Annotated in this window: 9 protein-coding genes; 4 read left to right on the top strand and 5 right to left on the bottom strand. The window is 51.9% G+C overall.

The genetic code is table 11. The features are described from left to right. The first annotated feature begins 18 nt into the window (after positions 1–18). Both BW941_RS02815 and BW941_RS02820 read left to right on the top strand, forming a co-directional pair. Entirely contained in the window at positions 19–516 is a 498-nt protein-coding gene (locus BW941_RS02815; RefSeq protein WP_076514152.1) for a pyridoxamine 5'-phosphate oxidase family protein, read from the top strand. 304 nt (positions 517–820) lie between these two features. Then, positions 821–2044 (top strand): ammonium transporter, encoded by a 1224-nt coding sequence (locus BW941_RS02820; RefSeq protein ID WP_217693559.1) that lies wholly within the window; start codon positions 821–823, stop codon positions 2042–2044. Between the two features lie 121 nt (positions 2045–2165). Here the strand turns inward: BW941_RS02820 and cobB are convergent, their stop codons facing one another. Both cobB and BW941_RS02830 read right to left on the bottom strand, forming a co-directional pair. Further along, positions 2166–2861: a Sir2 family NAD+-dependent deacetylase gene (cobB, locus tag BW941_RS02825; protein ID WP_076514154.1), complete on the bottom strand. Its 696-nt coding sequence runs from the start codon at positions 2859–2861 to the stop codon at positions 2166–2168. Next, positions 2861–4018 (bottom strand): patatin-like phospholipase family protein, encoded by a 1158-nt coding sequence (locus BW941_RS02830; protein WP_076514155.1) that lies wholly within the window; start codon positions 4016–4018, stop codon positions 2861–2863. The genes cobB and BW941_RS02830 overlap by 1 nt, the downstream gene beginning before the upstream one ends. Positions 4019–4107: 89 nt before the next feature. On the opposite strand from BW941_RS02830, the gene BW941_RS02835 reads away from it, so the two are divergent. Further along, positions 4108–4800, top strand: coding sequence for a riboflavin synthase subunit alpha (locus BW941_RS02835; RefSeq protein WP_076514156.1), 693 nt, complete (start codon positions 4108–4110; stop codon positions 4798–4800). Here the strand turns inward: BW941_RS02835 and BW941_RS02840 are convergent. Next, on the bottom strand, positions 4775–5014 hold the full coding sequence (locus tag BW941_RS02840; protein WP_076514157.1) for a glutaredoxin family protein: 240 nt from the start codon (positions 5012–5014) through the stop codon (positions 4775–4777). The two genes, BW941_RS02835 and BW941_RS02840, sit on opposite strands and share 26 nt — an antisense overlap. Positions 5015–5043: 29 nt before the next feature. Here BW941_RS02840 and BW941_RS02845 point away from each other — a divergent pair, with 29 nt between their 5' ends. Then, the gene (locus BW941_RS02845; RefSeq protein WP_076514158.1) at positions 5044–5802 is read left to right on the top strand and encodes a sulfite exporter TauE/SafE family protein; all 759 of its coding nucleotides are present in this window, start codon (positions 5044–5046) and stop codon (positions 5800–5802) included. Here the strand turns inward: BW941_RS02845 and BW941_RS02850 are convergent. Together BW941_RS02850 and BW941_RS02855 are read right to left on the bottom strand one after the other, a co-directional pair. Then, positions 5783–9286: a tandem-95 repeat protein gene (locus BW941_RS02850; protein WP_076514159.1), complete on the bottom strand. Its 3504-nt coding sequence runs from the start codon at positions 9284–9286 to the stop codon at positions 5783–5785. The genes BW941_RS02845 and BW941_RS02850 overlap by 20 nt on opposite strands. 128 nt (positions 9287–9414) lie before the next feature. Then, positions 9415–12303 (bottom strand): tandem-95 repeat protein, encoded by a 2889-nt coding sequence (locus BW941_RS02855; RefSeq protein ID WP_076514160.1) that lies wholly within the window; start codon positions 12301–12303, stop codon positions 9415–9417. Positions 12304–12476: the final 173 nt, after the last annotated feature.

Consider the following 12476-nt stretch of genomic DNA (forward strand, 5'->3'; position numbering starts at 1 on the left):
ACCAGGGAGGGTTAAAGCATGTCGTTAAAATCGAATTGGCCACAAATCAAACGGACGTTAGAGCAGTCGCAGGCCTCAGCAGTGCATTGCTCCATTGCGACGGTCTGTCCTGACGGTACTCCGCATATTACCCCTGTCGGCACGGTATTCCTCCGTGATAATCAGACAGGGTTCTTCTTCGATCACTACGCAGTGTCATTGGGTGAGAACATAGACTCGAACCCAAGCGTCTGCGTGTCGGCAGTAAATGTGGGGCGCTGGTTCTGGCTTAAGTCGCTGCTAACAGGACGTTTTGCCTCGGAACCCGGTGTTCGCCTCTACGGCAAAGCTGGCCCGGCGCGGCCAGCTACGACTGAAGAACTTCAGATGATTCATAAACGCGTTGCTTCGACCCAGTGGTTGAAGGGGGCACGGATGCTCTGGAGTGATTTTGAGGTGGTCAGAGACATCGAGTTTACTGATTTTAAGCCCGTGGCCTATCCAATGATGATGGATGGGATGTGGCCTGCAGATTGAATGCACTATTAAAGTGCAATCACATTTTCTGTGTTAGATGTTGGTGCCATATTGGGGTGGGTTTGGTTGATCATTCTTTTCGCGTACGAATTCCTGCATCACGCTAGCGCACGCCAGCTCTATAGTTGTGCGTTTTCTATTGCTCGATTGTCGCAAAGTGGACAAAGTGGCACGCCTTCTGCTTAAACGTTCCCCTATCGAAGGATTCTAATGGGCGTTTGCCCTGATGTTGCGCAAAGGGCACCGCTAGAGTGCGCCGCGCCAAATACACATTTAACGAACTATCAGAGGACAACTCGTGGATATCACAGGTATCAACTCCGCTGTCGAAACTCTTATGTACAGCGCGAATACAATGTTTATTCTGCTGGGTGCCATCATGGTACTGGCGATGCACGCGGGCTTCGCATTTCTAGAGGTCGGTACAGTACGTCATAAGAACCAGGTAAATGCCCTGGTAAAAATCATTACTGATTTCGGTATCTCAACCATTGCCTATTTCTTCATCGGTTATCAGGTAGCCTACGGCATGGACTTCTTCGCCAGTGCCGCGGAGCTGACTGAAAACAATGGTTATGAGCTGGTGAAGTTCTTCTTCCTGCTGACCTTTGCGGCGGCAATTCCAGCCATTATTTCTGGTGGTATTGCTGAGCGTGCGAAGTTTTACCCAATTCTGATTGCTTCTGCCCTGACGGTTGCATTTGTATATCCATTCTTTGAGGGCATCATCTGGAACGGGAATGCCGTCTTTGGTTTCAGCCTGCAAGCATGGTTAGAAGAAACGTACGGTGCTGGCTTCCACGATTTCGCAGGGTCAGTCGTTGTGCACGGTGTTGGTGGCTGGATTGCCTTTGCAGCTGTCTTCCTGCTGGGCGCTCGTCGTGGCCGTTACCGTGACGGTAAAGTAACCGCGTTCGCACCATCAAACATTCCGTGGTTGGCTATGGGCGCGTGGATTCTGACTGTTGGCTGGTTCGGCTTTAACGTGATGTCAGCGCAAACGCTGGATGGCATTTCAGGTCTGGTCGCTGTGAACAGCCTGATGGCGATGGTTGGCGGTGTTGTTGTTGCAATGATCGTTGGTCGCAATGACCCGGGCTTTATCCACAACGGCCCTCTGGCAGGTCTGGTTGCTGTGTGTGCGGGTTCAGACGTTCTGCATCCAATCGGTGCTCTGCTGGTCGGTGGTGTTGCTGGTGCACTGTTTGTGTGGGTGTTCACTCTTGCTCAGAACAAGTTCCCTAAATTCGATGACGTACTGGGTGTATGGCCTCTGCACGGCTTGTGTGGTGCGTGGGGCGGTATTGCCTGCGGTATCTTCGGTACAGAAGCCATGGGCGGCCTGGGCGGCGTCAGCCTGATGTCACAGCTGATTGGTACCCTTGCTGGTATCGCAGTCGCTCTGATTGGTGGTTTTATCGTGTACGGTCTGGTGAAGGCTGTATCGGGTATTCGCCTGAGCGAAGAAGAAGAGTTCAACGGTGCTGACCTGTCGATCCACAAAATTGGCTCGACTAACAACGACTGATTTTCAGTACTGTTGAAAAAACCCGCTTCGGCGGGTTTTTTTATGTCTGTATTCTTTGAAGTGGGTAAGCAGGAGCCTCAGCTGGCTATAGATAGAAGCTCAGCTGATTGTAGATAGAAACTCAGCTGATTGTAGATAAAAACTCGGCGACCTTAACTGAGGCCGGTCCGTGTAAAGCTTCCTGAAACGTATCGGCGCCACGTGAAGGCTCCAGGTTTATTTCTACCGTTTTGGCATTAACGCTGTTAGCTACCTCTACAAATCCGGCTGCTGGGTAGACGTTGCCAGAAGTACCGATACTGATGAACAGATCGCATTGCTCTAACGCTTGATAGATTTCATCCATGTATAACGGCATTTCGCCGAACCAGACGATATGTGGTCTTAAGCTGGCTGTGCCACAGCATGCACATAGGCTGGTTGCATCAATATCTGCCTGCTGACCGTGGATTTTTCCGGTAGTGAGACAACGCGATTTTTTCAGTTCACCATGCATATGTATGAGGTTCTTCGAGCCAGCCTCATGATGCAGATGGTCAACATTCTGTGTCACCAGTAAAAAGTCACCGGCAAATTCCTTTTCAAATTCAGCGAGAGCAATGTGAGCAGGGTTGGGTTTGACTTTAGCAAGTTGTGCACGGCGGCCGTTGTAGAAGCGCTGAACCAGCTCGGGGTCACGCTCGAAGGCCTCTGGTGTTGCTACGTCTTCGAGGCGTTGGTTTTCCCACAGGCCGCCATTGTCCCGGAACGTATTAATGCCTGATTCGGCTGAAATGCCCGCGCCAGTCAGTACGACAATCCGTTTCGGAGTGCTCATTACTTTTCTTCCTCAAAGTGATCTGAGAAAAATCCGCGAATTTCATCGGCGCGTTGCATGGCATCGCTATAACCGAGGTCAATCAGTGCTTTACAGAAGCCCTTAGAAAACAGCAGGTAACTGAGAATACCTGAACCGTTCTGACCTGCGTTACCACTGCCACCTAAGGTCATTTTCAGGGCTTTAGGTATTTCAGCAGCATGCTCGCCGGCAATCTGATCAATGGAACGGCTTGGATTAATTTCCAGTAACTCAATGGGTTTGAGTTCCATTCCTGCTTCCTTTCGAACATCTTCAGGAATACTGGTCAGAGTCCGGTTAATGCGCCGCAGGCGCTCGACATCGGTTTCCATACTGTCGAGGAAGGCGGCATTTAACATGTGACCCATGACCTTCGCCGGGCTTGGATAAGCCGCCGGAGGTTTCACGTGATCTTTGCGCTTATGGGCGATACCCGAAACACCAATCACCATAACTTTCTCTGCACCCAGGTGAAGTGCAGGGCTGATCGGCGCAAGCTGGCGAACTGCGCCATCGGCAAAATATTCGCCGTGTAATTTAACCGCAGGAAATATCATGGGAATCGCCGAGGATGCCATCAGGTGGTCAAGCGTTATTCGCGTGCGCTTGCCAATGCGGCGGTGGCGGTTCCAGTTTGTAATACTGTAGTGCCCCTGGAAAAAAGCGACGGACTCTCCAGTTTCAAGACCCGAGCAGTTAACCGCGATCGCATGAAGTGCGCCGTTATCAATAGCGCCCTGAATCTGGTCGAATTTAATGGCTTCGCCGAGTAATTCCCGCAATGGCTGATTATTGAGTAGCGACACTGGATCATTTTTAAATCGCTTTCCCATGACCATTGAGCGTGCCATTCTCAAAATGCCATGCGAAACACCGAGAAAATCCGTGCGGTAAATATGTTCAGGAGTGAAGTGCATCCAGATACGTTCGAGGTGCTTAATACCTATCCGGTAATTTTCTGCGTAACTGGCAAGTGCTACGCCGTTAATCGCACCTGCAGACGTCCCTGAAATAACATCGAACGGATTGTAGTGGCCTTTGGGGAGAATTTTATGAATAGCTTTTAATACACCGACCTGATACGCAGCTCGGGCACCACCACCAGACAGAATCAGCCCTGATTTTTTAACGTCCAAAATCACCTTCCAGAGGGTCGTTCGACTTTTATGAATAAGCCCCGAGTATAGTGCATAATGGCCACAACTGTGATGACCCGAGGCCCGAAATGTTCACTGGAATTGTGCAGACCCGACTCGCTGTTGCTGATGTTCTCACGAAGGAGGACTTCGCGACCTTTATTTTTGATTTCTCTGATGAGCTTGCTGATGGGCTTGTGGTTGGAGCTTCCGTTGCTATCAATGGTACCTGCCTGACGGCACGGGAAATTATTCCGGCCAGCTCTGGGAGTGATGCTGGTAGTAGTACTGGTAGCCGTGTGAGTTTTGACGCTATTGGCCAAACTCTGAAGGTCACCAACCTTGGCGACCTGGAGGCCGGAAGTATCGTGAATATTGAGCGTGCAGCTAAGTTTGGTGATGAGATTGGCGGTCATCTGCTATCGGGTCACGTGATGCAGCAGATCAGGGTCGTTGAGGTTATTGAGACTGCGAATAACCTGGTGGTATGGATGGAGCGACCAGACAATCTCGCTCCTTATCTGTTAGATAAAGGCTATGTCGCACTTAACGGTTGCAGCCTGACTATCGCGGAAGTGGCTGGCGACCGTTTTGCAGTGCATCTGATTCCTGAGACTCGTGACGTAACCACCTTTGGCCTGGTGGCTGTGGGGGATATGATCAATGTAGAAGTCGACCCTCAGACACAGGCGGTTGTAGATACCGTTCAGCGTCTGCTTGGGTCGTCTGAGGCGTTAGGCTCGCTGCTGGAGACAATCAGAGCGACTTCAGATAACGGATAATATCGCCTGATTCGTACATCCATTCCTGAGTTTCACCATCGTCAATCAGCAGGCACGGTACCGTGGTACGACCGGTTGCTTCCTGCTGTTGCTTTCGATATGCGCTATTTTGCATAACGTTGCGCTTTTCTACTTCAACACTGAAGCTCGGCAGTGCCATAAGAACGCGCTGACAGAATGGGCAATAGTCGTGATAGTAGAGAGCGTAAGTCATGCAGGGATATCCCTTTAACTGAGAGTTCTATGATCGAGTATACAGAACATTTGGTCTTGTTTCTTATTGCCGTTGTTGCCAACTGGTTTTCAGCATTGGCTGGTGGCGGAGCCGGCTTGATTCAACTGCCTATTCTGATTTTCATGGGGCTGCCTTTTTCGCTGGCGCTGGCGACACATAAAATCGCGACAGTTGCTCTTGGTCTTGGGGCGACAATGCGGCACCTGAGAGAAGGGCATCTCGATAAACTGATTCTGCTGGTTATCTTTCTTGCGGGTGCACCGGGTGTTGTTCTGGGCGCGCTCTTTATTCTTGACGTGAACGGGCGCCATGCGGAAATCGCGCTCGGTATCCTGACGCTGATGCTCTCTTTGTATTCCTGGTTTCGCCCTGAGCTGGGATTAACTACTTCAGAAAAACATCGTGACGTTACCGGGTTGGCTATCGGCGCATTGGGTTTGTTTATTATCGGCTTTGCTAATGGCGCCTTATCCGCAGGATCCGGCCTGTTCGTTACGCTCTGGCTTGTGTACTGGTTCGGTCTCGAGTACAAACTCGCGGTCGCTCAGACACTGGTCGCAGTGGGGCTGGGTTGGAATGGCACGGGAGCCGTTACTATGGGGGCGGTCGCTGAAGTGAAGTGGGACTGGATTCCTGCGTTGATCGCCGGCTCGCTGGTCGGCGGATACCTCGGTGCGCACACCTCTATACAGTCGGGTAATCTGCTGATTAAGCGACTGTATGAGGTCATTACCTTGCTGGTGGGCCTTAAGCTGCTCTGGGGCTGAGTGAACGACGTCTAAGGCCCAGCAGTACCAGTATCAGTGTTGCCCAAAGCTCGACTGCTCCGGCACCGGTTGCTGAGTCGTCATCCGTTTCTGTGATCAGGGTGATGTCGACAACTTCAGAGCTCGCGGCTGGGTTGAGATTCACAGTGACCGGTGGCAGGGCGCTGTGGTCAACAGTCATGCTCTCCGGCAGTGCGCTACCCAGTGTTGATGTCCACTCATACTCAACTCGGGTATTGCTCAATTCGTTCAGGTCGGCCAATGACTGGCTACCGTCGCTGAGATTAATCCGGACTTCGGGCAGTTCTGAGTCAAAGTTGAAGCCTTGCGCCTGAATCAGACCGGTGAGCGTGTATGACACTGCTGCCGGATCGAGAGTCACAGAAACCGCGTTGGTATTGGCCGGCACCTGCAGTTCTTCTGAACTAAACTCATCCCCGTCTATTTCAATGTCTACCGCAGTCGCTGGTAGTGTGATGGTTGCTTGTCCGTTGGCATCTGTTTCGCTGTCTGCGTCAAGGCCCCATCCTTCAACTCTTTCGTCTGTGATAGTGATGTCCGCGCCAGCAACCGGGCGGCCACTGTCGTCCGTCACCGTAATAGTCACTGTGCGACTTGCGACGATACTGAGGTTGAGTTCGCTGTCTGGAATATTGCTTGCCGTTGCGGTTACTGTACCGTTGAGGATGGCACTCAGGGACAGGCCAACGCTGGCTCGATTGAAGTCTGCGGTGGAGTCCGGTGCATCGATAGAGGTCAGTGCAGCTCCCGTAGTGTCCGTGAATGAGATGCCTCCCGTGGCTGATAGGCTGATGGTGGCTGCTGCACTGGCACCTTCGATATAAAGCGATGCAGAATCTGTGCTTTGCAGTAGAGGGTCGACGGAAGCGGTCAGGCGAAGCGGACGCTCAACATAGAAGGTCGCTGTGTTGCCGCTGCTGTCATTGACGTCGAGTGTATAGACTCCCGCGAAGGCACCCGAGTCCGGCATGAGCAGAGACCCATTGCTGATCAGCTCACTACGATCCTCACCGTTGAAGAAGGCGCCGATCGTGTAATTTCCGGTGCCGCCAGCCGGAGTGACTGTCAGCGCTCCGAGTGGGGCTTCATAGGTTGCTCCGTCATTGATTGATACGCCGCCAAGCGTCATTGTAATCGGCGGAACGGCTGATGGGTCTGTCAGCTCGACTGAGAAGCTGGTATCGGCGCTGAGGGTGCCGTCAGACACTGTGACTGTAATCGTTGTGGTCGCGGAGTTTGCAGTCGCTGCAGTGACTGTCAGGGTTGAGCCGCTTACCGCAACGGTCGCGACGCCAGTATCTGCTGATACGGCACTGAAGGTCAGGCTGTCGCCATCCACGTCAGAGCCACTGAGGCTGATATTCCGGCTGCTGTCCCACGCAAGGGTTGTATTGCTGATGCTGTTAATGGCTGGAGCATCATTGAGGTTATTGACGGTAATGCTGATGGTTTCTGAATCCGTCAGGTTGCCATCAGACACACTGACCGTCAGGTTGCCACTGCCGAAGTAATCAGCCGCAGGCGTCAGGGTGACTGAGTTTCCAGAGATGCTGGCGCCCAGATCACTGTCTGCGCTGGTAATGGCGTAGGTCAGGGAGTCACCATCTGCATCTGTTGCTGAGAGACTGAAGCTGAGAGTTGCGTCTTCATTAAGACTCTGAGCGCCCACTGATGCGAGGACTGGCGCGTCGTTAGTGCCGGATACTGTCACTGCAAAGGTATCTGAATCGGTCAGTACGCCGTCGCTCACCTGCACAGAAACATTGCCCGTACCACTGTAGTTAGAATCAGGTGCGAGACTGACGGTACTGCCGGAAATAGTGGCATTCAGCTCTGCTGAGGAGCTGGTAATGCTGTACGTCAGGCTGTCGCCGTCGATGTCAGTTGCAGTCAGCGTGACTGTGGTTGAAGTGTCTTCTGGGATTGTCAGATCTGATACCGCCGACAGTACAGGCGCATCATTGATGTTGTTGACCGTCACAGTAAAGGTTTCAGAGTCGCTCAGACTGCCATCTGACACGCTGACCGTTACGCTGCCGGAGCCTGTGAAGTCTGTCGTCGGGTTGATACTGAGAGAGTTGCCGTTCAGAGAGGCTCCCAGTGCCGCTGTTGCGCTATCTAGCTGGTAGGTCAGGGAGTTTCCGTCGACGTCGCTCGCACTCAGCGTGATAGAAGTGCTCGATTCTTCGTTAACCGTCTGGTTTCCGATACTGGCCAATACTGGCGTGTCGTTGACCGGGGTGACCGTCACCGTGATAGTTTCTGAGTCAGTGTCCTCGCCATCTGTGACGTTAACTGTGAGGGTTCCTGAACCGTTGAAATCAGCAATTGGATTGATGCTGAGCGTGGTACCACTGATGCTGGCACCGAGTGCGGCACTGTTGGCACCCAGAGAGTACGTGAGAGAGTCAGCATCCGCGTCCGTCGCAGAAAGAGCGACATTCAGGCTGCCGTCTTCGCTGAGCGAGCGATTACCTATGACGCTCAGAGACGGTGGGCTGTTCGGAGCATTCGCTGCATTGTAGCTCCAGCCGATATCAACGAGCAGTTGCTCTGCGAGCCCAGCGGTATCAAGGAACTCGGTATATTGCGGCTCCATCAATTCATTTGGAGTCATTGCGGTATCGAAGTGAGAAACCGATGAGCCTGGTTCATACGATCCCGGCGCGTACATCTGTACCTCGCCTGAGTTGATACCTGAGGAGTAATTACCCGACTCCGCATTGGCTTCGGTGCCGCTCCATACCAGGTTAGTTCCGCTGCGCATCACGTTGTAACGTGTGCCGGCAGCCTGATCCGTCAGCATCTGACCCGTAGATGCATCTTTGAGCTTGTAGGTATATGGGTCGAAACCTTCAACGAAGCCACCAGAAGTACTCCAGCCGCCACCACTGTTTCCATCAGACTGCAAAGTACTGAGGAATCCCATGCCATGGAGAATCTCATGAAGGACTACTGATAGCAGGGAGTTATCGTTTCCGCTAGGTGCATCGTAGCCGTAGTACCAGTTGGTGTTGAACAGACAGTTGTCGTTGTTATCTATGGATGAATTGAATTGAGCGCTTATTTCGACTTCACCTGTGTCGGCGTCCGAACCGACCTGCTGGTTATAGAGCGCATGAGGGGTGATGGTTCGTGTGTTGAAATTGTAGTCAAATGCGGCTGGCCCTGCTTGCCCCAAAACTGCGGAGCCCGAAGAGCAAGTGAGCGGATCAAAACTTGAGCCTACTCTGACGGTTACCGCAACATCAAAGGTATTGTTCAGAATATCCGCTGCGCGCTGGAACACATTGAGGCGCTGTTGGCCTAACGTAGTTGCCGGGTTGCCGCCCACGGCAGAGACCGAGGTAGCATCGTTAAACCCTTCGCCTGCTGAGTCGTTATTGACGATGACGATGTTCGCCAGAGCGATTGATGGGGCTGCCAACACCAGTGATGCGAATAGGCGGGCGAGATATGTCATGGGAGCTACCTGCAGGATTCTGTCATTACAGAGTAGCTCTGACGGAAACGCACACCAGTGCGTTTCCGTTAATCCATGTAAGCGTTGTTAGTGTCTCTGTGTTACCGAGACACTGTTCTCAGACGCTTTCAGGAAGTTCTCAGACGACGGCGACCAATCAATGCCAGTACCGTTACAAGCAACCAAGCTGCGTTACCGCCGCCAGAGCTGCCGGAGTCGCTATTGCCTGAATCTGTTTGACCAGACTCATTGTCTGCGTTGCCCGGTGCAGGGGCCACATCGGGCCCGATCAGAGAGATGGAAACCTCCTCCTCTCCGAGGTCAGGTCGCAAGGCCAACTCCACAGCATCTGCACTTCGGTGGGTAACCGTCAGTGTCTGTGGAGATACGTCCTGAACGTCATCGATCCACTCAAACTGTACCTGATTATCCGCGACCGTTGTCGGGCGGATCGATTGTACTGATTCATCCGACATGGTTAGTTTGAGTTCAGGGCGTATAAAGCGGAAATCGAAACCCTCTGCGGTAACAAGGCCAGTCAACCGGTAGTAGCCATCCGATACTTCCAGGGACACTGTCACGTCAGAAGATCCCTGATATTCGATTACCTTTGACTTATATCCCGGTTTACTCACAATCAGGTTGAGGCTGGTATCCGGGAGAGTCAGCTCTGCTGAGCCATCATTAGCCGTCGTCATCGTTTGTTGGATTCCCCAGGCACTAGTGCGCTCGTCATCGACCGTAATCAGAGCTTCGAGTCCAGTATCTGTACTATCTACGACATTAAACATTACCTGATTTCCCGCAACGACTTGCAGGTCAAGCGATGCGGTTGGTGCAGAACTCAGAGCAGCTTCAACCGAGTAAGTGCCAGGCGTCGCTCCCATTGCATTTATAAATACAGAAGCCGGGTTATTAGCTGCAGAGTTATCCGCTGCAGGTGCAGTAGTGACCGTGCCGCCCTCACTGTCAGCGAACCCTGGGGCAGTGCTGCCTTCCGGTAGTTCATCACTGTTTATGGATAAGATCACGTCCGAGCCGACAGTGCCGCCTGTTGCAATCAGTCTGGCCTGACTTGATCCTGCCATCACTGGGGTAACTGAAGTAGTAAGCAGTAGAGGTCGGCTCAGGGTAACCGTTGCCTTGTCAACGCTTGCTAAACCATCGTCGATAGTAATGAGGTAATCACCAGCAAATGCACCGGTTGTTGGCAGTGTAAGCTCACGGCTGTTACCTTCCCCGACAAGAAGATCAGGGCGGTCACCCTGATAGAAAACCTCAAAACTATACTGACCATTGCCTCCAGATGCGTCGAGCTGTACTGGTGCCAGGGAGTCCAGTGCAACGTCAGAGCCAGATGCTACGACCTGATCATCAACCAGAATGAGGAGGGGAGATGGCTCGGTCCCGTCGGTAACTGTCGCGATAAAGGTTTTGGTGTCAGACAACTCACCATCAGTAACACTTACCGATACTGTTGCACTGCCGTTGAATTCATCCGCGGCAGCCAGTGTCAGTGTGGTGCCTTCGACTGTAGCGGTTACTATTTCCGGGTTAAGACTTTGCGCACTGAAACTCAGAGCGTCGCCGTCGACGTCACTACCACTGAGGGCAACCGTAGCCCCCGATGCCTGTTCGAAAGAGCGATTTGCTATATCGTCGAGCACAGGCTCATCATTTTCTGGCGTAACAGTCAGACTGATCGCAGTTCCACGACCTGCAATGCCATCACTGACGATCACAGTCAGTGACGAGCTACCATTAAAGTTTTCATCGGGAGTTATTGTAAGTTCTGCTCCCGTGATGGCTGCGCTGACACCTTGACGAGTTCCCAGTATTGAGTAGGTCAGAGCGTCACCATCCAAATCCACTGCAGTCAGTGTCAGTGTAAGAGGGGTATCCTCTGTCAACGTTTGGTGTGGCTCTGTCAAAAGCACTGGTTCGTCATTAACGTTGGTGATCGTGACACTAAAGCTCTGGCTATTTTGTTTCTCTCCGTCGCTTACTGTCACAGTTACAGAACCCTCTCCGAAGTAATTTTCGTCCGGAGTAAATGTAACTTCACGACCGCTCAGGCTCATTCCTAACTCAGAGTTTGTTGTAGTCGCAGAAATGTTTAACTCATCCAGGTCGTGATCTACATCAGAGACTGGGATCGTGAAAGTTGTTGTTTCCCCTTCAGGGAAGGTGATATCGGTAATTTCTGCAATAACCGGCTCATCATTCACTGGTGTTACTGTCACATTAAAGCTGGTGGTCACAGTATTTTCACCATCGTAAACAGAGGCAGTGACAGAGCCTTCACCAAAGAAATGCTCGTCGGGCCTTACCGTTAAGGTTGATTCGTTGACACTTGCTGACAGGCCATCAGAAGCGCTCGATACATCGAAGGTCAGCTCGTCTTCATCGATATCACTTGCGCTTAGCTGAACGATGAACGAAGTATCCTCTGCCGTTGTTTGGGCCGGTATTTCTGTGAATACTGGCGGGAAGTTCAGTGGGTTATCTGGATTAGCAGACCAGCCGATATCGATAAGAGCTTCACGTGCTAATCCGATGCTTGAAATGAAACTGGTATACGCAGGTTCCATTATTTCATCTGGGGCGAAGCTTGTGTCGAAGTGTGAAGCGCTGTTGTAGGGCTTGTAGACTCCGGGGGCATAAAGTCTCGCCCGGCCATTAGTAAAACCGTCGGAATAGTTGGCGGATTTACTATTCACCAGCTCGCCCGACCAGCCGAGGTTTTGCCCACTGCGCAATAACTGTAAGCGACTACTCTTCGAAAATTCGGTGATCGATTTTCCGGTGGTAGCGTTGACCATATTTACGGTAAACGGATCAAATAACTCTACCCGCTCGCCGCTTTCAGTGTCTCTCCATATATACGAAGCACCATCGTTGGCCAGCCATGAAGAGAACCCCATGCCATGAATGATCTCATGCACGGCAACGGAGAGTAGAGATAGCCTGTCATCCTCAGGATCATCCAGACCATAGTACCAGGTGGCACCATTCAAACAGGTATCCGATCCATCGATATTACTATTGAATTCCGCCCAGATCTCTACCTGAGAGGGTGATGTATCGTAACCAACAAGCTAATGAAATGGACACCCCTCCCTTACACTGAAACTTCAGTTTCTTCGCGGGAGGTGGTTTATGGAACAGCTAAGAGTGATAGGAATCGACC

Origin of the sequence: Thalassolituus maritimus (assembly GCF_900156675.1) — a bacterium.
Classification (GTDB): domain Bacteria; phylum Pseudomonadota; class Gammaproteobacteria; order Pseudomonadales; family Oceanobacteraceae; genus Thalassolituus; species Thalassolituus maritimus.